Origin of the sequence: Sphingobacterium sp. 40-24 (assembly GCF_001899705.1) — a bacterium.
Classification (GTDB): Bacteria; Bacteroidota; Bacteroidia; order Sphingobacteriales; family Sphingobacteriaceae; genus Sphingobacterium; species Sphingobacterium multivorum.
Map to the genome: position 1 here is coordinate 47,154 of NZ_MKWH01000041.1, position 20,050 is coordinate 67,203.

17 protein-coding genes are annotated in these 20,050 nt (G+C 38.6%); 11 read left to right on the forward strand and 6 right to left on the reverse strand.

From position 1 onward, the window contains the following. Positions 1–85: 85 nt before the first annotated feature. Positions 86–985, forward strand: a complete 900-nt coding sequence (locus BGP15_RS17080) for an OmpA/MotB family protein (RefSeq protein WP_046675648.1) — start codon at positions 86–88, stop codon at positions 983–985. A 53-nt stretch (positions 986–1,038) separates the two neighbouring features. On the opposite strand, the gene BGP15_RS17085 is transcribed toward BGP15_RS17080, so the two are convergent. The 3 genes from BGP15_RS17085 to BGP15_RS17095 form a co-directional block, all read right to left on the reverse strand. Continuing rightward, positions 1,039–1,671 (reverse strand): gluconate 2-dehydrogenase subunit 3 family protein, encoded by a 633-nt coding sequence (locus BGP15_RS17085; RefSeq protein WP_286754289.1) that lies wholly within the window; start codon positions 1,669–1,671, stop codon positions 1,039–1,041. Between the two features lie 4 nt (positions 1,672–1,675). Then, the gene (locus tag BGP15_RS17090; protein WP_070569252.1) at positions 1,676–3,412 is read right to left on the reverse strand and encodes a GMC family oxidoreductase; all 1,737 of its coding nucleotides are present in this window, start codon (positions 3,410–3,412) and stop codon (positions 1,676–1,678) included. Between the two features lie 287 nt (positions 3,413–3,699). Further along, entirely contained in the window at positions 3,700–5,295 is a 1,596-nt protein-coding gene (locus tag BGP15_RS17095; protein WP_286770222.1) for an ABC-F family ATP-binding cassette domain-containing protein, read from the reverse strand. Between the two features lie 228 nt (positions 5,296–5,523). Between BGP15_RS17095 and BGP15_RS17100 the strand changes: the two genes are divergently transcribed. Together BGP15_RS17100 and BGP15_RS17105 are read left to right on the forward strand one after the other, a co-directional pair. After that, complete coding sequence (locus tag BGP15_RS17100; RefSeq protein WP_112374412.1) at positions 5,524–6,861, forward strand: sigma-54-dependent transcriptional regulator; 1,338 nt, start codon at positions 5,524–5,526, stop codon at positions 6,859–6,861. Then, positions 6,858–8,603 (forward strand): sensor histidine kinase, encoded by a 1,746-nt coding sequence (locus BGP15_RS17105; protein WP_112374393.1) that lies wholly within the window; start codon positions 6,858–6,860, stop codon positions 8,601–8,603. Before BGP15_RS17100 ends, BGP15_RS17105 begins: the two co-directional genes overlap by 4 nt. A 97-nt stretch (positions 8,604–8,700) precedes the next feature. On the opposite strand, the gene yiaA is transcribed toward BGP15_RS17105, so the two are convergent. Then, a complete protein-coding gene (yiaA, locus tag BGP15_RS17110; protein WP_070569259.1) occupies positions 8,701–9,168 on the reverse strand; it encodes an inner membrane protein YiaA in 468 nt (155 codons plus the stop codon). A gap of 141 nt (positions 9,169–9,309) precedes the next feature. Here yiaA and BGP15_RS17115 point away from each other — a divergent pair, with 141 nt between their 5' ends. Continuing rightward, positions 9,310–10,809 carry a hypothetical protein gene (locus BGP15_RS17115; protein WP_286770223.1) on the forward strand — a complete coding sequence of 500 codons (1,500 nt, stop codon included), beginning with the start codon at positions 9,310–9,312 and terminating at the stop codon, positions 10,807–10,809. 4 nt (positions 10,810–10,813) lie between these two features. Here the strand turns inward: BGP15_RS17115 and BGP15_RS17120 are convergent, their stop codons facing one another. Together BGP15_RS17120 and BGP15_RS17125 are read right to left on the reverse strand one after the other, a co-directional pair. Continuing rightward, positions 10,814–11,437 (reverse strand): murein L,D-transpeptidase catalytic domain-containing protein, encoded by a 624-nt coding sequence (locus BGP15_RS17120; protein WP_286754292.1) that lies wholly within the window; start codon positions 11,435–11,437, stop codon positions 10,814–10,816. Positions 11,438–11,498: 61 nt separating this feature from the next. Then, positions 11,499–12,602 (reverse strand): DUF695 domain-containing protein, encoded by a 1,104-nt coding sequence (locus tag BGP15_RS17125; RefSeq protein WP_286754293.1) that lies wholly within the window; start codon positions 12,600–12,602, stop codon positions 11,499–11,501. Between the two features lie 235 nt (positions 12,603–12,837). Between BGP15_RS17125 and BGP15_RS17130 the strand changes: the two genes are divergently transcribed. The 7 genes from BGP15_RS17130 (at position 12,838) to BGP15_RS17155 (ending at position 20,037) form a co-directional block, all read left to right on the forward strand. Beyond that, positions 12,838–13,344, forward strand: coding sequence for a BON domain-containing protein (locus BGP15_RS17130; RefSeq protein ID WP_070569274.1), 507 nt, complete (start codon positions 12,838–12,840; stop codon positions 13,342–13,344). Positions 13,345–13,356: 12 nt separating this feature from the next. Next, on the forward strand, positions 13,357–13,776 hold the full coding sequence (locus BGP15_RS17135; protein WP_046675658.1) for an SH3 domain-containing protein: 420 nt from the start codon (positions 13,357–13,359) through the stop codon (positions 13,774–13,776). Positions 13,777–14,004: 228 nt separating this feature from the next. Continuing rightward, the gene (locus BGP15_RS17140) at positions 14,005–14,844 is read left to right on the forward strand and encodes a hypothetical protein (RefSeq protein ID WP_286754294.1); all 840 of its coding nucleotides are present in this window, start codon (positions 14,005–14,007) and stop codon (positions 14,842–14,844) included. A gap of 239 nt (positions 14,845–15,083) precedes the next feature. After that, positions 15,084–16,283: a tyrosine--tRNA ligase gene (tyrS, locus tag BGP15_RS17145; RefSeq protein ID WP_286770224.1), complete on the forward strand. Its 1,200-nt coding sequence runs from the start codon at positions 15,084–15,086 to the stop codon at positions 16,281–16,283. 133 nt (positions 16,284–16,416) lie between these two features. Next, positions 16,417–18,174 (forward strand): aromatic amino acid hydroxylase, encoded by a 1,758-nt coding sequence (locus tag BGP15_RS17150; protein ID WP_286770225.1) that lies wholly within the window; start codon positions 16,417–16,419, stop codon positions 18,172–18,174. 81 nt (positions 18,175–18,255) lie between these two features. After that, positions 18,256–18,615, forward strand: a complete 360-nt coding sequence (locus BGP15_RS26995; protein ID WP_112374385.1) for an S-adenosylmethionine decarboxylase family protein — start codon at positions 18,256–18,258, stop codon at positions 18,613–18,615. A gap of 3 nt (positions 18,616–18,618) precedes the next feature. Further along, positions 18,619–20,037, forward strand: coding sequence for a hypothetical protein (locus BGP15_RS17155; protein WP_286754297.1), 1,419 nt, complete (start codon positions 18,619–18,621; stop codon positions 20,035–20,037). Positions 20,038–20,050 lie beyond the last annotated feature (13 nt).

The window sequence follows — 20,050 nt, forward strand, 5'->3', positions numbered from 1 at the left end:
TTTGACAAGACTGTGGGGTATTTTGGCTAGAATATTGCGTATCTTGCTATATGAATTAGTTCAACATCTACAAAAAGAGTATATCATGAAGAATTTAGTTTTTCCAATGACTGTATTAACGGCCAGTTTGTTTGTTGTCGGATGTGGTGTCAGCAAAAAGCAATATGCTGGTTTACAGTCCGACTATAGTAAATTGCAAACGGAGCACAGTCAATTGACCAAGCAATATCAGGATGGACAACTTCAATTAGCTGAAGGCCGGACGCGAATCAAGAGCTTAGAAGATCAGTTGGCTTCTGAACGTCAAAATAATGCGGACCTCCGATCAGCTTATGCTGCTTTGCAGAAATCGCTCGATAACAGTATTAATCAGAATTCACAGGGAAATATTAATATTTCTAAGCTGGTTGATGAAATTAACGCTTCAAATAAATACATTAAGCATCTCGTTGAGACGAAAAACAAATCCGATTCCTTGAATCTGGTATTGACCAATAATTTGACAAGATCACTTAGCCGTGAGGAACTGCAGGAAGTTGATGTACAGGTATTAAAAGGGGTCGTTTATATCTCACTTGCTGATAACATGCTTTACAAATCCGGTAGCTATGAAATTAATGATAGAGCCGATCAGACGTTAAGCAAAATTGCGAAAATTATCCAGGATTATAGAGATTATGAAGTTTTGATTGAAGGTAATACCGATACGGATCCAATTTCTAAACCTAATATTCGGAATAACTGGGATTTAAGTACCCTGAGAGCCTCTTCTGTGGTACAGGCTTTACAAAATAAATATGGTGTGGATCCTAAGCGTTTAACTGCAGGTGGTAGAGGAGAATATAATCCAATTGCAGATAATACGACCGCGCTAGGTAAGCAACGGAATCGAAGAACGCAGATTATTATAACCCCTAAATTGGATCAATTTATGGAGTTGATTGATAAGGCCCCGGAGGCTACCGAGGTACCATCGGCACAATAGATTTTAATTAGGTAAATAAAAAAATCCTTTCCAAAATGGAAAGGATTTTTTTATTATCCAAAGAATTTACTTGGATCAAAGCCGTGTTCTTTTAATACATCATCTGGTACACCATTCCAGACTCCAGGTTTATTTCCGGCATAGCCAATATCTTTTACACCCATTTCACTGGTGTAAAATCCTGAAGAAGTCAGGTTGCGCATCAATGAAAAGAAGGCGGCACCTTGTTTCATTTCCGGCCTTGCCAAATCAGGGTAGGCGATATCATCCACCAACGCAAGTTGATCTTTTGCGCTACATTTGATAAATACTGTTCCGTAACGCTTTTTGGACTGGAGGTCGAGCCAACGAAGTCCGCCGCGCATCGGGATTTTATTATCAGGCAAATCTTTTACAATAAATTCGATAAAATCGGGTACTCCCGCTTCCGAAGCGCTTCCTGAAATATTGTCCTTAGGAATAATAATGTCAGCCAAAACAGTGATTGTCGCCATTTCATGTTCGTCGAAAAACTTTTCGGCGTATAATTGTTCTGTGCGTTCATATTCAAAATCCTGGACTCCAGGTAATTTTTTGCCATTGTCTGCTGCTGCATTTTTAGCATCTTTTGAATTGCAGGCTGCGGTTAAAAGACCAGATCCAGCTGCAATTAATCCTAATGCTCTTAAAGATTCTCTTCTATTCATGCTTTTAACCGTTTAATTTTTTCTTTTCTTGAAGTATATATTCTGCTGTTCGCATCGATAAAGCGAGTATTGTCCAGGTCAGGTTTTTGTCACCTTGTTGAACAAATGGTCCCGCATCGACGACATAGAGATTTTTACAATCGTGGGCTTGTCCCCATTTGTTCAATACGGAGGTTTTCGGGTCATTTCCCATTCTTGTGGTACCGCCTTCATGAATAATTTTTCCTGGAGCTTCTAGCCCGTACAATGTATCTGCTCCGGGTATTTTAGAAGTGATGACAGCGCCCATTTCGTGCATAATAGACTGAAATGTCTCTTGCATGTGCTTGGCTTGCGCGATTTCTTCATTGGCCCATTTGTAGTTGAAACGTAGTACAGGAATTCCGAATTTGTCGACTTTATCGGGGTCAATTTCACAATAATTGTCTTTTCTTGCCAATGCCGTTCCGCGTCCTGCCATGCCGACATTTGCACCATAATAGCTGCGGAAATCTTCTTTTAATGCAGTACCATAACCGCCTTTGGCCTTTGACTTTCCAGCTGAATTTTTTGCATGGTCATTTACTTTCGGTACCCAATTCAAAAATCCATAAGATGGCATATGTAAACCACCGCCGTATTCGATGTGGTAACCTCTAGGGAAGTTCAATTTGGCATTATCTTCCCACCATGGTGAATAAATATGGACACTTCCAACGCCATCTTCATTATAACGCTTCCGGTCGAGTAGCTGTGGTAAAAAGCCCGATAAGCTGGCTCCCGTAGAATCGTGGAGATATTTTCCAACTAAACCGCTGCTATTACCAACACCACCAGGATGTGATTTTGATTTGGAGTTTAACATGATCCGCGCACTTTCACAGGCACTAGCACCCAAAATAACGGTTTTCCCCTTAACGGTATATTCCTGCAAATCCTTGGTGTTAACATAAGAAACACCAACTGCAATTCCTTCATCATTTGTAATGACTTCTCTTACCATTGCATTGTCTATCACCTTCAGGTTACCCGTTTTCATCGCTGGAATAACCAGACAAGATGAAGAGGAAAAGTCTCCATAAACTTTACATGCACGACCACATTGCCCACAGTAGAAACAGGTACCTCGATCTTTAATATCTTTTGATACTTCGGTTAATACCGCCCCTCTTCCTGGAATCACTGGAACTCCAGCTTTTTTTGCACCTTTTGCAATATATAGTTCGTTTAAGCGTGGCTTAGGTGGTTTCATAAAAATACCATCGGGTTCGTTATGAATACCTTCTGCCGTGCCATATATTCCGATCATTCGATCTACACGGTCATAAAATGGCTTAACCTCTTCATAAGTAATAGGCCATTCATCCGTTACTCCATCCTTTGGCTTGAAATCGTCAGGTCCCATACGCAATGAAATTCGACCCCAGTGGTTGGTTCTGCCGCCCAGCATGCGTGCTCTAAACCATTCAAATTCAGTTCCCGCTACTTTGCTGTAGGGTTCGCCTTCGATTTGCCAGCCACCAAAGGCTGCGTCAAAATCCCCGAATGGTCTTGTGGTACCCGCACCTCTTCTTGGGGATTCCCAAGGCCAGCGTAGTTGTAACGAATCTTTTGCTGGGTCATAAAAAGGACCTGCTTCCAGCATCAATACTTTAAGCCCCGCATGTGCAAGTATATAACCTGCCATACCACCACCTGCGCCGGAACCAACTACGATGGCGTCAAATAATTCGGGATTTTCTTTAATTTGATAATCTGACATAATTAAATGAAGTAATTAATTGAGAGGCCTGTGCGATACATTTGCCTGAAGGCTTACTATGTAAATGTGGAGGTTCAATTAATTTAATGGTTATTGTTTCATGTTTAAAATCATCGTGAATATATCGATAAAAATTTGTTTTTTTTAATTTAATTTATCGATTTAGCAGATTTTAAATAAAGAATATGGGATTGTTACAAAAAATACTCTGTTTTATTAAAATTTTATGGCGAGCGATACTAAATATTCCGTGTATTTCGTTGCAGCGAAATACACGGCGTTATCTTTTAGAGGTTTTTTAATTTGATGACTTTGTTTATATGGATTTCTTGTAGAAACACTTCATCGTGTGAAATGACGAGTAGGGTACCTTTATAAAGCTGAATCGCTCTGGTTAGCATCAGTATATTTTGAAGATCTAAATTGTTTGTAGGCTCATCAAGGATAATCAAATCGGGAGACTGTTGCTGGATGGTGAGACAGCATACTATCAGACGCATTTTTTCACCGCCACTCAATAGTTGGCAGGGCTTGTCCCAATCGTCTTTTCCAAATAAGAACCGATTGAGTCTAATTTTGATTTCATGTTCAGGTAGCGCGGCGGTATTGAATTGCTGCGCTTGCTCATAAATACTTAAATGTGGAGATAATATGGAATACGTCTGATCTAAATAGATTGCGCGAAATGATTGCCGCTCAATTTTTCCTTGTTCAGGCATTAGTTGGTTGAGAAGGAGTTTAACTAATGTTGTTTTCCCAGATCCGTTCGGGCCTTGGAGTGCGATACGATCCCCACTGAATAATTGAACGTTTATATTATCTTTCCAAAGCTGCTTTGCGTCATAGCTGAAATTGATGTTTTCGGCCTTGATCATACTTTTTCCTGTTGGAAAATTACTGTTTCCCAAATCTATTTTAATTTCATCCAATGCGGATTGTGAACCACGAAGTTCCTGTAGATCCGATCTGATATCTCCAATTTTGTCCTGGTGTACATTTTTAATTTTGGCGGTACTCTTTTCAGCATCATTACGTAACGTATTCATCATTATGCGAGCTACACCTGCCTTCTCCTGCTTTTTTTGACCACGGTTGTTTAGTCTGTTTTGGCGCTCGATTGTTTCTCTTTCTTTCTCTTTTGCGATTTTGATCGCTCTTTCCTTGTGGTGGATATCGTGTTGCAACGCATGGCGTTCGATCTCCTTTTGAGCCTCGTAAAAGGTATAATTACCCCCATATCGCTTGATGCCATTTGGGACCATTTCAGCCATGTCATCCAGTAAATTAAGCAGGGTTCTATCGTGGCTGACAACGACTATAGTATTTTTGCTTGATTGAATCCAATCGTATAGTTGTGTTCTGCTGTCCATATCCAAATGGTTGCTCGGTTCATCAAGAAGAATAAGCTCGGATCGATGAATCTGGATTCCGGACAATAAAACTTTTGTTTTTTGTCCACCACTAAGGGAAGACATTTGCTGAGCCAATTGTATGTTGGGCAGATCCCATTGTTTGAAAGCCTCTTGGCAACGTTCTTCCAAAGCCCAGTCATCTTGAAGTCTATTGAAATTTTCCTCAGACGCATCACCGGCCAATATGGCATAAAGAGCATTCAATTTTTTATCGATTCTAAGTGCTTCAGCCACCGTCTTATGCTCGAATTGTCCAACAACCTGAGGGACATAATAGGTGCTAGCGCTATTATGTATGCTCCCACTGGTCGGCGATAATTCTTTGGCAATCAGTTGTAGTGCCGTTGATTTTCCAACGCCGTTATGACCGATCAGTGCGATTTTCTCTTGCGCGTTTATGTGCAGATTTATGTTCTCAAACAATAAATCTTTATTTGGATGTATATAGGAAAGTTGTTGTAATGAAAGCATGTTGAAATTCTTTAAATGTTAGAAAAGACCATTTGGACGGGTATCGTCAATGGATGGTATTTATTTCGTTCTAAAGAATTTTAATCTTACATGCAGTTTTAACGATGTTGAGCGCTACAAATATAGCGTTTTTATTTTGATGTCGGGAAAGTTTTTGAGGAATAGTCAAATTGTTTATTTTTCTACTATTTGCTTGGGACAAATTGTACTTTTGAAAAAACGAATATTGTGAATAGAGTTCTCCTTATAGATGACGAAGAGAAGCTTCGGAAATTGCTGGCCAAAATTATTAGCCTGGAAGGTTTTGATGTGATCGAGGCTGCTGACATTAAATCGGGGTTAAAAAAGCTTGAAGTCAGTGATGTAGATGTTGTACTTTGTGATGTGAAGCTACCTGATGGTAATGGAGTTGAAACGGCTAAATTAATTAAAGAGCGGTATCCAATTGTAGAGATTATCTTATTGACGGCATACGGGAATATTCCGGATGGCGTTCGGGCGATAAAAAATGGTGCTTTTGAATACATTACGAAAGGAGATGACAATAATCGCATTATACCGTTGCTTTATAAAGCCTGTGAAAAGGTTGCATTAGCTAGAAGGGTGGAGCAGTTAGAAAAACGATTAGGCGACCGACTTTCTTTTGATAAGATTATTGGGAAATCCAGTGCAATAAAAGCGGCCATCGGCATGGCACAAAAAGTTGCTGTTACAAATACAACGGTCTTGCTAACGGGCGAGACCGGCACAGGTAAGGAGGTTTTTGCACAGGCAATCCATCAGGCGAGTTCAAGAAGAGATCGTAGTTTTGTGGCGATTAATTGTGCCGCATTTACAAAAGATTTGCTGGAAAATGAGTTGTTTGGCCATAAATCCGGTGCTTTCACTGGTGCGACTAAGGATCAACGTGGTTTGTTTGAAGAAGCGCATTTGGGGACTATTTTTCTGGATGAAGTCGGGGAGATGGCTTTGGAACTTCAAGCTAAAATTCTTCGTGTTTTGGAAACTGGCGAGTTTTTAAAAGTTGGGGACTCCAAACCAACGAAAGTGGATGTGCGCATCATAGCAGCAACCAACAGAAATCTCGAAACCGAAATTGCATCAGACCATTTCAGGAGTGATCTATTTTATAGGCTTTCTGTTTTCACGATTGAATTACCGCCATTGCGCGAGCGCATTGAAGATATAGCGACATTGGCGCAATACTACGCTGATATCTTTGCTTTAAAATCCAACTTGAAACCGTTGCAGATGACCCCTGAGTTTGTGCAGGCTTTGGAAGGCAACTTATGGCGGGGAAATATCCGTGAACTGAAAAATGTGATTGAACGCAGTGTGATTTTGAGTGAGGGTGGCGTATTAGGTGTGGAGAGCCTTCCTTTTGGTGAACGTGAGTATAGGGAAGGGGCAAACGTCTTGTCAAATTTTGCAATGTCCAACATGGAGAGGCAGCATATACAACGTGTATTAAAACATACGAATGGAAATAAAGCTGAAGCAGCTCGATTGTTAGAAATCGGCATCGCTACTTTGTATCGAAAAATTGAAGAATATCGAATCCAATGAAACTTAAAGCAAAGCTGACATTCGGGGTAGGATTTTTATTTTCTATGATCTTGCTGCTTGCGATAGTGAGTGGGTATTATGTTTATCGATTAAAAAAAGATACCAATAATATTTTAGTCGACAATTATAATACGCTGCATTATTCCAGAAATATGTTGCTGGCTTTGGAAGACCTTCATACGAATGGGAAGAGCATGGCGCTATTTGAAGATAATTTAAGACTCCAGAAGCGCAATGTAACCGAGCCTGGAGAACGGGCGGTGACCGAACGTATAGATCAACACTTTTTGAGTTTAAAGAAACAGGTGAAAGATGCAACAATTGCTGCTGACCTGCACAAAGATATATTTCAGTTAATGTATCTTAATATGCAGGCGATTGAACACAAAAATAATATTGCCAATGCAACAGCTGAAAAAGCAATTTTGGCCATCTCCATTGTGGGTGCGCTTTGTTTTATGATGGCATTTGTATTGCTTGTGAACCTCCCTCTAGCCATTGCTGGCCCAATTGTACAATTAACTGATAGTATTAAACAAATTGCTGCTGGGAACTATAAAAGGAGACTTCACTTTAAGCGAAAGGATGAATTTGGAGAAGTGGCGCATTCGTTCAATACAATGGCTCAAAAGCTCGAGGAATATACAGAAAGTAAATTGGGTAAGATCTTGCAGCATAAAAAGAGAATTGAAGCGCTTATCGATAATATGCATGATGCAGTTATAGGGGTAGATGAAGAAAAAAGAGTGCTTTTTGCAAATGAACCCGCGTGTTTGCTTTCGGGGTTAAAGCACGCCGCATTTGAGGGAAAAAAATTAGCGGAAATAGCATCTTCCAATGATTTACTTAATAAGCTTCTCGATAAGATTGACTCTTTAAATCAGAAATCTGAGCGTCTGGATTTAGTTCAGATCTTTGCCTATGGAAAAGAAAACTACTTTGAATTGGAGGTCATAGACATTAATGTTGTACCAACAGGAGAGGAGAGTACGCATTTTATTGGACAATTTATTTTGTTGAAGAATGTGACAAGTTTTAAGGAACGTGATGTAGCGAAAACAAATTTCATTGGAACGGTATCTCATGAATTGAAGACACCAATCGCATCAATACGTATGGGGATCCAATTGCTCGAAAATAAGCGGATAGGAACGCTGAATGAAGAACAAAAAGACCTGCTTGAGGGAATTGCTGACGATACAGAGCGGCTCCTAAAAATTACAGGGGAACTTTTGGATATTGGGCAGGTGGAGAGCGGCACCATTCAGATGAAGCTGAATCCTGCGGCTATCGGACCGATTATAGATTATGCGCTGTTAGCCAACCGGTCAATGCTTGACCAAAAGCAAATTCACATAGCGCTTGAACTGGAGGAGGATCTTCCGATGGTTTTTATTGATAATGAAAAGACGGCATGGGTATTGACGAATTTGTTGTCCAATGCAATTCGTTATTCAGATAAGGGAGGGACAATTTCTCTTGCTGTAAAAAGAATAGGAGCAAGGGTGCTTTTGCGTGTTGAAGATCAGGGACAGGGAATTCCCGTACAATATTTAGCGAAGATTTTTGATCGCTATTTCCGAGTTCCAGGGAGTACAAAGGGGGGGACAGGTTTGGGATTGAGCATAAGCAAAGAATTTATCGAAAGCATGGGGGGAGAGATTGATGTGCAAAGTGTTTTTGGAACTGGAAGTATATTTTTCGTTTACCTTCCTATTGCGTCGCTTAAACAATCCACTTAGAAAAAGGAAGAGTCAATGAAATGCTCTTCCTTTTTTGCTTAAGAGGGATTTAAAGATCCTGCAGCTTGCTAGGCAGAGGCTGCAGGATAGGCACCCGCTAAAGTTTTATTTCATTGTCATCGATCAGTTTTGCATCACGTGTGTTTTTTTGAACGGCGATAGCTGAAAAAATACTCAATGAGAAGGACATGGCATAGAATCCTTTTTCACTTAGGAGCAGATCCGCATTCCATAAGCCTACGGTTAATAGCACGACGGCGGCAATTGTTGCAAACCAACTTAAACCATAATATAACTCGGTAACTGCTAGTCCTTCTGCTTTATCTCTTACACTTTTTTGAACGGAGATAACGGCAAATAGCGCAAATAGTAAAATTGTAAAATAATACCCTTTTTCATTTAATGCCATTGTTGCATTCCATAAACCTACACAATAGCCAACGGTACCAACCAATAGTGCGGTCCATGAAGCTCCGATAAAGGCGCCTGTTGGTTTAAAGGGGTTTCTTTTGTTTAAATTTCTTTCAGCTTTTTTTTCTTCAATCATGTTTTTTAGCGGTTCCATAATTTTCTTGTTTTAGTTTTAATTTGTTGTTGTTTTATGATTCAAATATCCACAGTAGCTGATTATTTTAAAAATTGATTTTATAAGAATACTGACGATATAATTTTGTTTAATATATTTGTTTAATTCTAAATTTAAGCTATGGCAGACGCGATATCAGATTTGATGTTATTATTGAATAAAGATGATATTAAGGATTTTAAAGCCTTTTTGAAACGAAAGAACAAGCGTAATGATGTGAAAAATATCAAGCTACTTGAGATTATAGAAACTGATGATATAAATAAGCTGAAAAAGTTATATGACCCCATTAAAAATCGGGATGCTTATCACGCGTTGAGAAAGAGGCTTCATGATAGTCTTTTGTTTTTTCTTTCAAATAAGGTTTTTGAACGAGACAACAGTGGGGCTCACGAGGCGTTGCGATTATTTGTTGTGGGGCGTTTTCTATTGGAAAGCGAGTTCATCAAGATTGGATTTAAATGCCTTCAACGGGCTGAGGAAAAGGCTCTTGTTCTTGAACAGTTTAGCTTGCTGAATGAAATCTTGCAAATCAGACTACAATATGCCCATTTAGATTTGACTGTCAATTTGGAATTGCTCATCGATCGTTTTACCGAAAATCAGCAAAAGTTGCAGCGGGAGGCTAAATTTCAGATAGCTTATGCACTATTACGTTCTGAACTGCAGGCTATTCATTTGAAAGCAAAAATAATTGATCTCAATAAGTTGATTTTGAGTACGCTGAGCAAGTACCGTATTTCTTTGGATGATCTCTTATCATTTAAATCACTCTATCAACTTCTGTACATTGCAAATGAGTATGCCGCAATACATCAAAACTATACACTGGTTCGTTCTTTTTTAAAAACAGCAGACAATTTTTTAATGAAGTATGATGAACAATCGGCGCATCACGTATTTTATTATCTTCATATTTTGTACTATCTGGCCAATTTTAATTTGAGGAATGGATTTTTCAACGAAAGCATGGTGTATTTAGAACGCTTGAAAGAAGTTTTATGCCAAGGAAACGCGGTTTTTCGAGCCCAGTTTCAGTTGCGGTGCTATTTGTTGATGGCATTGAATTTCCATTACCTCGGCGATGGAATAAAAGGTCTTTCCGTATTAAGGGCGGGGATTAAACAAGCGCCAGCAAAATCAAACGAGGTTGATCTTGCAGATTTACAGTTGTGTTTAGTGATGTTTTTAACGCAATTTGAAGATAAAACAGCATTGATTGAGCTTCGACAGTTGATTCGAACAGATGCTTGGTACGAGAAGAAAATGGGCATGTTGTGGACGATCCGGAAGAGTCTGCTTGAAATTCTGATCCATATCCAATTCAAACATATCGATTTGGCAACCTTGAAATTAAAAAGCTTTGTCGGTAGGTATAAAAAATACTTACTGAATGTAAAGGAAAATAGAGTGATTGATTTTGTTAAATTGGTGGAGAAATATCTTTTAAATCCTACAATTATTCAAGTGAAATCCTTTCGGGAAGCTGTTGAAGCTCTGGTAAAAAATGAGGAAAATAAGGATTTGTTTGTTATGGGCTTTCTTGCTTGGCTAAAGGCTCTCGTTATGTCTCAAAATCCTTATCAGGTTTTATTGCGTTTGATGAAAGAAGATATATAGATAATTAGTAATAGATATGTAAGATGATCTGTTTCTTTGAGGAATCAATTAGGTCCTGTAGTCTTTTGTAGAATTCGACGTTTACCATAGGGCATCCTTCACTGAGACATACTGGATCAACTTGTTCATCGTAGGGCATGCGGTCATATTTGTGTAGAACGATGTCTCTAGCATATGCATTGCTATTGGAGCTATCTAAGCCATATAATTTATACGCCTTTCCAAATTTCCCATTATACGAGCTGCCGATAGCATAGCTACCTAGCGACGTCGCATGAGAGTTATCCGTGTTGCTGAATTGCAAATGGTTCTTTTTTCCGGTTTCGGAACCGGATCCATGGGCCACCAGGCCCTGATCAAGAATCCGGTCTGTTGTTAGATCGACGACAAAAAAACGATTTCTTCCCGAGGGTCTTCTCATATCCAAGAGAAAGGATATGTCACTATTGTACGTTTTGTTGTTTGTGATGCGTTTTTTTACTTCCTTTATTGCCATCGTATAGCGGAAAGAGTCTGAAGGGGCATTTTCTTCCTTATCAACAACGGCCAAAAGCGTGTTCCTTTGAATGGTTTTGTATGTGATAAGGCCAATGCCAAGGATAATAATCAAAAGAATGATTTTATTCATATAAATAAAGCATAATTCATCAAGTACTTTTGTTAGAACTTATGTCAGTTGTGCAAGAAGCCTATTCTATTTGTTTATAAAATCGTTCGAAGGTTTTCCAGTATTTATCTTTGTAGATGCTATAATCAATTTGAAGAATTTCCCTGTATTGTTCGATTAATCGATCAATCGTTCGTGAGGCTTTTCGGAATTCTGTACAAGCTAAGTAAATTTCCCTTAGACTATCGGCGGTTTCTCTACCGATATTAAGAAATCCAATATCATTTGGAAGACTGTTCATTAATTCTTCTTCAAATTTATCCATTAAATCGTAGATTTCCTGATCGGGCATACCATTGGTTGCCGTTCCGTCATAGCTAATCTTTAATGTAACTATCCAGGGGTGAGAAGCTTTTCCATCCCAGTCTAATAAGGTCGTATTTATGATGGCAAATATGGGTAAGTCATTCTCCAGGGTGCCCTCAAAAGCGGTGTATGTATCATCTGCAGTTAGGTGTCTAACGTCGGTATATTTTTCCACAAATTCCTTTTCCCGCCAGATCAAATAGTCTTTTAATTTAAGTAGTGGAATCAGCTCTTCTGCTGCAAGCTCTTTTGAGGTTACATTTAGGTTGTCTATGGCTATAATCGAGTTCAATTCACCAATGTAATTGTCGAGAAATATTTCTATCCCATGGGAAATATTGGCTTTATGCTCTTCCGTATAATCGGGGTGAACAATAACAATATCAACTTCATCCGGATGGTATTTATGTTGAATGGGGTAAAAAAACATATCCTTGATGTCAAAAGTGAAGCCATACATCGTGATTTTGAATTTTTCCATATCCGCAATAGCGGGTTTTAATGCGGTAAATTTCCAATGCGCTAATGCTGGGGCAGAAGCGATCAGATGTTCTACGAACGCAATGTTTTTGATGGCACCGTCTGGGGTGATCACAAGTTCTGCAGTGTTATTGTCGTACATTCCCGTTAGGAAATATAGCTCCTTACGAAGAGCATCGATCTTCGGCGAAAGTTTGCTGAAAAAATGCTGATCAATTTGTTCTCCAGCCTTGACGATTTGAAAAAATGCCTGTTCGTTTTTTTTAAACCAATCCCAAAAATCCGTTATACTGTCCTTTTTATTTTCTTTTTTACCAAAAATAGTGTTCAAAAATCCCATAATTAATAGCTGTTTGATTGAATAATCAACGTGCGTATCTGTTACTCAAAGCGTTTTTTATAACCGTAGCGGAGAAAATGATCCGAATGAAACCATCATGAATACCTCTGCTCCTAAATTTAATTATATAATTACGATCCGGCAAGGGAATTTAAGTTTAAAAAAAAATGAACAAACAATTGTGTAGGGAGTTTGTTAGGATTATTGTTGGAATTAATAAATTAAAATTGGTCTTATGAAATTGAGCAAATTAACATTTTGTCTATTGGCAACTACGGTTGTACTTTCCTTCACGGCATGCAAATCAGGTTTGTCTGATGATAAGTTGGAAGAAAAGATCGAAAATGCACTCACGGGGCGTAAAACAGTCGACGTTGAAGTTGAAAAAGGGAAAGTTATCTTAAGTGGTACAGTTGCTTCCGAAGAAGAAAAGCAACAAGTGGAATCGATTGCTAAAACAGCAGGTGATAAAGACGTCAAGTCTATTCAAAACAATATTATCGTTAGCGCACCAGTGTCTTCAACGCCAGCTCCTATTGAGGTATCCAATAATGATGCGGTACTTGGCGCAGCAGTGAATACGTTTATGAAGGATTTTCCTACAGTACAGGCCAGTGTAAAGGACGGTGTGATCGCAGTTACAGGTACTTTGGAGCAAGCTAAGATAATTACTTTAAAACAAGGTTTGGATAACTTAAATCCCAAAAAAGTAGATTTAAGCGGTATTGTTGTCAAAAAATAAACTAGTGAAATTATGTCATTGCAGGAAAAATATAAGGTTCTTTTAGATACGGCACAGTCTTCAGGTGTAAATGACTTGAACTATGCCGAAATGGATGGCGTATTACAAATTCGTGGTACCGCACCAACAGCAGATGTGAAAAATAAGCTCTGGGAAATCTACGGTAATATAGATCCTAATTTCCAAACCGGAGATGTGGTCTTAAATGTAGATGTGGCTACAGAAGTGCCCGGAAGCCAGGTGAAAGTTATAACAGAAAATAGCAATTTGAACATTCGAAAAGGTCCCGGTACAGACCAGCCTATCGTGGGAAAAGCTGCTAAAGGAGAAATCATCACATTGATTAGTAAGGCTAATGATCAATGGTGGTTGGTCAGAACCAAAGATAATGAAGAAGGGTATTGTTATGCACAATATTTAGAGTCTGTTTAGTTCTCGAATGTTATTCATACGATGGGTACCAGTACGAATTGGTTTTGAAAAAAGGGGAGTTATTGATAAATAACTCCCCTTTTTTCATTTCACGATTAAGCTTGTCTGTTCTGCAATATGAGGGTACTACAACATCTATCGTATTGGGGAATTGTTTGGAAAATCAACTGTACTTTAATTTTTGGTGTAATAATTGTATTACTATAATTGCAACAATTTTATTACATTATGTCGAAATCACGTTTTATCCTATTATTATGCTTGTTTTTAGCTGTTCAGTTGGGAGTTGCGCAAGAGTATGTTCGCTTGGACAAAGATCGTTATCAATTGCATTTGTCGGAATATCCAAAGGATACCATCCGGATACTAGAAAAAGGTAAGGAGACGAAATTGAAACAGGGTAAATATATTCTGCAGAAGAATCAATTTATGGGACTTTCCAATGCATTTATTACCATTAATCAGGATGGCATTGTCGACGGTGATTTTAAAATTGAAAAAGATGGGCGTACCGGTGATGTTATCGTACGGCATGGTGTGCTGGAGCAAATGAATGTGAGATCTGCTGCCTTGCCAGACTTTCAATATATGATAACGGATAGTTCAAGTGTGCAGCGTAATTTTAAGAATGGGAAAATCAGTCAGGAAAAGACGGTATTCTACCGAGCTGCCAATAGGGGCAAAAAAGTGACAAAAGTCTTTTTTGATAATTATTACACGGTTGAAAATGATTTTGACCATACCAGAGCCGACTATCGATTAGACAATACGTTGATGTACAGTGCCAAATTGAATTGTGGTGGTCAGGTACAGGAATCAAAGTCATTTGATGCCAATGGTCAATTACTAAAACATACCTATCGGAAAGCTAAAATTGATTACACGGATCTATATCAGAATAATAATCTTGTTGAGCGGAAATATAGCGTTAATAACTGCTTTTACCATGAGTATTTTAAGAATTCATTGTTAGTGCAAAAGGTCGTGGAGAAAAAGGATAAAGGGAATACAGAAAAGTATGTTTATAATGGAGCGGGAAAATTGATGGGTAAAAATACGGGTGGATAATTTAAAAATGCATATCCAAGCAAGTGTGGATGCGAATATTTTTGAATTTAAAAAATATAGCGCTACCTTTGTCAAACAATGAAGAAAATGAACAACATATTACGTCTTCCATTTTTCTTTAATTATTATCGCCCGATAATCGTTCGGGACCCCTATGCCTATTAAATTAAGAAATTCAATTATTATTTATAGCTAAGCCCGAACATAACGTTCGGGCTTTTTTTATTTTATATCACACCATGTTAAAAGAGTTAGCAGAAAATATCGAGATTATTTTACCGAAGGAGGGACTTGCATCGAAGTTGAAGGAGGCTGAAGAAAAGAACCGACCACTGATTATAAAACTTGGTTTTGATCCAACAGCTCCGGATCTTCATTTAGGGCACGCTGTTGTGTTAAAGAAACTACGGCAGTTTCAGGAACTGGGGCACGAAATCGTGATCCTCGTTGGTAGTTTTACAGCCTGTATCGGCGATCCTACAGGAAAAAATAAATCCCGTAAGCCTTTGTGCCAGGATGCGATCGCTCACAATGCGGCAACCTACATTGCGCAACTGTCTAAAATTATTGATGTTTCAAAAGCGAAAATTGTTTTTAATGGAGACTGGTTGGATCAATTAAATTTTGCAGCTGTTATCCAGCTGGTATCGAAAGTCACTGTTGCACAGTTGATGCAACGACATGATTTTAATAAGCGTTTTAACGAAAACCAATCAATAGCCATGCATGAATTGCTTTACCCGATATTGCAGGGCTTTGACTCCGTACATGTCAATAGCGATATCGAAATGGGGGGAACGGACCAGCTATTCAATTGCGCGATGGGCCGGCAGCTGCAGGAATCATTTGGACAGGATCCGCAAATCGTGCTGTGTATGCCGTTATTGCGCGGGCTGGATGGAAAAGAAAAAATGAGTAAATCATTAAACAACACGATTGGTCTTTTGGATGAACCGAATGAAATGTTTGGTAAAACCATGTCTATTCCTGATCATTTAATTCCGGAATATATTGACTTGACTACTGATTTCAATCAGGAAACCAAACTTAGCATGAAAACCCGTATTGAAATGGGGGAAAATCCAATGGAAATTAAGAAACTTATTGCACAGAATCTAGTTGCTCAATACCATGGCGACGAGTTTGCTACCAGTGCTGTTGATTATTTTGTCAGGCAATTTCAGCGCAAGAAATTGGAAGAAAAGGTCTTTGAGGAGGTATCGGGTCAACTATTGCGCGACCAGTTTGGTGAACAAGTTAAGCTGGTCGATCTATGTCATTTCCTAAAGGGGGGAACAAAGTCAGCTATGCGAAGATTGATTATAGGCGGTGCGGTGCAGATTGATACGACAAAACAGCTGAATGCGGAGCTAATGGTTGACTTGAACCTGTGTTTTAAAATTAAATTAGGAAAAAGAACTTATTTTAAAGTTATTTAGTAAGGTTTTTGAGGGTATACTTTTGTAATATTTTGCTAAAAGCCGTAAATTAACGTAAAGATTCTTTCTTAAACCATAAATAATTTCTACCTTCATATAGGAGTCTCATACTTTATTTTCATACCAATTATAGATGGAAACATATAATAACATTGTTTTGGAGCGGTTGCCCAAACATTTGAAACGCTATGTAGTAGCCCAACGATATGAACGTTACACCGCGCTGGATCAAGCATTGTGGCGTTATGTCATGCGTCAGAATTATTCTTTTTTAAAAGATGTAGCCTATTACCCCTATATTCCTGGATTGAAGAAAGCGGGATTATCCATTGCGACCATCCCGAACCTACAGGACATGAACGATAGTCTAAAATTAATTGGCTGGGGGGCAGTGACAGTGGATGGATTTATTCCGCCGGCTGCTTTTATGGAATTTCAGGCCCATCGCGTACTTGTTATTGCTGCAGACATACGTCAATTGGAACATATCGAATATACACCGGCACCAGACATTATTCACGAATCTTCTGGACATGCACCTATAATCGGTGAGCCAGATTATGCGACCTACTTGCAGTATTTTGGGGAGGTTGGTACAAAGGCACTTTCTTCGGGGAAAGATTTTGAACTCTACGAAGCTATTCGTCACCTATCTATTTTAAAAGAACACGCTACAACAACGGCGGCTGAGTTGGCGGAAGCAGAGAAAAATTTGCAGATCATTCAAGATAATATGGGCGAGCCTTCGGAGATGGCATTGTTGAGCAGGTTGCATTGGTGGACTGTGGAATACGGACTTATTGGAGATCTTCATAACCCCAAAATTTATGGAGCTGGTTTACTGTCTTCCATTGGAGAAAGCGCAAGCTGCATGCAGGAAGATGTGCCTAAGTTGGCGTATGGTTTAAATGCAATCGAATATCCTTATGATATTACCAAACCACAACCACAGCTATTTGTTACACCGGATTTTGAACACCTAAAGCTCGTATTGGATAAATTTGCTGATACCATGGCTTTTCGCGTAGGGGGCAAACAGAGCCTTGACAAGGCAATAGACTGTAAAGCTGTTTGCACTGTGGAATATAGTTCCGGTTTGCAGGTGTCGGGCGTTTTTAAGTTGGCCAACGCGGATAAAAATCTCTCTTATATTCAAACACAAGGACCTACAGCTTTGGCTGTAGCGGGTAAACAACTTGAAGGCCATGGTATAAATTATCATAGCGAAGGGTTTGGCTCTCCGGTGGGACACTTGCTAAATGCCGATCGTAACTTAGCCGATTTTGATGAAACAACATTGATTCAATATGGTATAGCGGAAGGGCGGCAGTGTTCGTTAAATTTTGCTTCTGGGATTATTGTATCAGGAATTGTTCATCAGATTGTACGTCAATTGGGCAAAATTGTTTTGATTTCATTTACAGGATGTGAGGTTTACCGTAACGATAGGGAAGAGGTGTATTTTAAGCCTGAATGGGGGACATATGATATGGCTGTCGGAGCGGAAATAGTATCTGTATTTGCAGGCGCTGCAGATAAAGATGCCTATGATGCGCTGGAAGAGCATTTGGATCAGAATCTATCTACAATACCTACCGAAACGGAAGATGTAAAACTAGTGAATTGTCATGCTGCGATACGGAATTTGCGGGACAACGGTTTTGATCAGAAAGTATGGCAGGAGATTTTCAGTCAATTGGGACCGGAAAATGCCGATCACTGGTTAGGTTTGGTTGAATTATTTGAAATTGCCTGGGCTAATGATGAAGAGCAATTATCTACTCAGGCCGAACAGAGGCTCTTGGAATTTATTACCCTATATCCAAATTTGAAAAAACTGATTGATGATGGATTACGTGTTGCTAAGGAGGAAGATTTAAATAATCACTAGGTTAGATGATTGTGGATTATTATCGTAAATCATGTAAAACTTTCTATATTTGCGGAAACAAAATTAACCGCATTATTTTTAATGAATGATAAGTATACTCCCGGGAGACACTTGCTTTTGACTTTGCAAGTTGAGGACGTATTGTTATTAACTAGTTTGGATCCATTTTTGGAGTTTACGAAAGATCAGATTAAGGTCAATCATTTAAACATTGTTGGCACTTCGACGCATACTTTTCAGGGGGGAGGATTTACAGCTGCAATTTGCTTAATGGAATCACATATATGTATCCATACGTGGCCTGAGTTTGGACAACTCACATTGGATATTTATTTGTGCAACTATCTGAAAGATAATAGTGATAAAGTCTTTCGATTAGGCCGTCTTTTCAAGGACTATTTTAATGCCATTGTTATTAACGAAACAGTCGTAGATAGATAGTATATGGAAGTTGTTTGTGCTGACTGTGGCCATGTTCATAAATTTATTGTGGATGTATCGGATTTCTCTGGTTTTGTATGTGTCAACTGCCATAGTTATTTTAAAGGTACAACACTGGCAACGCTGACGTTTGTCAAAAAGTTTGAAGTTCCCAAAATCTTGCAATGGGCTAAATTGAATGAATCCATTCAATTTAAACGGATGAATTATAGGATTATAACCAAAATTCTTAGACTTACGACAACAGGGGCTTATGGCAATGAATATGTAGGATTAAATAATGGTAATAAAAATCCGATTTATTTAGCCGATGGTGTTGATTATACAAGTGTTCTACATGCTATTTCCAAGAAAAAGGTGATCGTTACCCCCGATAGCCTTTGTAAATTCGAGAGAGGAAATTATGATTTAACATATACAGATCGCCAGCGCGTCATCTATGCCGAAGGTTTTGTGTTTGAAGATTTAGATGCTGAATCTACTGTCAAGACCTATCTTCGAACGATAGATGAAGATCGTTTTATTTCAGAGGAGTTTATAGACGATGATATCGAATACTATCAAGGTTCTTATATTGACGAGAAGTCATACTTTAGTCTATTTGATTTTTATAAAGATTATAAATTCAAAAGTGACCTTGTAGGGCGACAGTTTGAGAAACTTGGGGTTATTTTGGTCTTATTACTAGCATCCATCTTTCTTGCATTAAATTTTAAACAGATCGGAAGTGATGTCTATACTTTTGATGAAACGTTTAAGGTAAAGAAAGCCAGTAGCGAATTTATAGGGACATCTTTTGAATTAAAAGGAGAGGTTTCAAAAACATTGCTGCTTGAAGGTATATCTGAATCTAAAAATTATCCTCTTTTTCTGGAGATTAAGCTGGTAAATGAAAAAACAAATGCAGTGATCCAAACAAATTCTTTTGTACATGAATATAATGATATTAATTATGCGAGAGGATTGACTGTAGATTTTTGTCGTGTGGAGCCCGGTATTTATCATCTTGTTTTCGTAACATCGTTATCCAATGCTTCCCGAGATATGGCGCTTGATGTCGAGCTCTCTGAGGATTATAAATTAACTTATGGAGGTACAAGCTACATTCTCCTGATCTCCTTTTTGGTAGGAGCGATTATTTTATTGTGGGTCTACCGCTATTGGTCCTCAGAATTAAAAAATAAAGATTTTTTTATAAGACTTGATCACGTAAATCTTTTTAGTATTTTAAAATTTAGAGGTTTAGGGTTTGTTTTATTCATTTTTGTTGCCGCGTTTACTGTAATAACAGTCCTTGTTAATTCGTCGACCAGTTGTAAAACAACAATCAGCACAAATACATTGGAGGATCATACCTATACGGGTTCTAGAGGACATTACTACCGATCATATTATGATGAAGACGGTTCTGGTCATAAATAAAAACAATATAAAC

Coding starts and splice junctions, on each gene's coding strand:
- BGP15_RS17080 (WP_046675648.1), top strand. CDS start 86: ATGAAGAATTTAGTTTTTCCAATGACTGTATTAACGGCCAGTTTGTTT.
- BGP15_RS17085 (WP_286754289.1), bottom strand. CDS start 1,671: ATGAATAGAAGAGAATCTTTAAGAGCATTAGGATTAATTGCAGCTGGA.
- BGP15_RS17090 (WP_070569252.1), bottom strand. CDS start 3,412: ATGTCAGATTATCAAATTAAAGAAAATCCCGAATTATTTGACGCCATC.
- BGP15_RS17095 (WP_286770222.1), bottom strand. CDS start 5,295: ATGCTTTCATTACAACAACTTTCCTATATACATCCAAATAAAGATTTA.
- BGP15_RS17105 (WP_112374393.1), top strand. CDS start 6,858: ATGAAACTTAAAGCAAAGCTGACATTCGGGGTAGGATTTTTATTTTCT.
- yiaA (WP_070569259.1), bottom strand. CDS start 9,168: ATGGAACCGCTAAAAAACATGATTGAAGAAAAAAAAGCTGAAAGAAAT.
- BGP15_RS17115 (WP_286770223.1), top strand. CDS start 9,310: ATGGCAGACGCGATATCAGATTTGATGTTATTATTGAATAAAGATGAT.
- BGP15_RS17120 (WP_286754292.1), bottom strand. CDS start 11,437: ATGAATAAAATCATTCTTTTGATTATTATCCTTGGCATTGGCCTTATC.
- BGP15_RS17125 (WP_286754293.1), bottom strand. CDS start 12,602: ATGGGATTTTTGAACACTATTTTTGGTAAAAAAGAAAATAAAAAGGAC.
- BGP15_RS17130 (WP_070569274.1), top strand. CDS start 12,838: ATGAAATTGAGCAAATTAACATTTTGTCTATTGGCAACTACGGTTGTA.
- BGP15_RS17135 (WP_046675658.1), top strand. CDS start 13,357: ATGTCATTGCAGGAAAAATATAAGGTTCTTTTAGATACGGCACAGTCT.
- BGP15_RS17140 (WP_286754294.1), top strand. CDS start 14,005: ATGTCGAAATCACGTTTTATCCTATTATTATGCTTGTTTTTAGCTGTT.
- tyrS (WP_286770224.1), top strand. CDS start 15,084: ATGTTAAAAGAGTTAGCAGAAAATATCGAGATTATTTTACCGAAGGAG.
- BGP15_RS17150 (WP_286770225.1), top strand. CDS start 16,417: ATGGAAACATATAATAACATTGTTTTGGAGCGGTTGCCCAAACATTTG.
- BGP15_RS26995 (WP_112374385.1), top strand. CDS start 18,256: ATGAATGATAAGTATACTCCCGGGAGACACTTGCTTTTGACTTTGCAA.
- BGP15_RS17155 (WP_286754297.1), top strand. CDS start 18,619: ATGGAAGTTGTTTGTGCTGACTGTGGCCATGTTCATAAATTTATTGTG.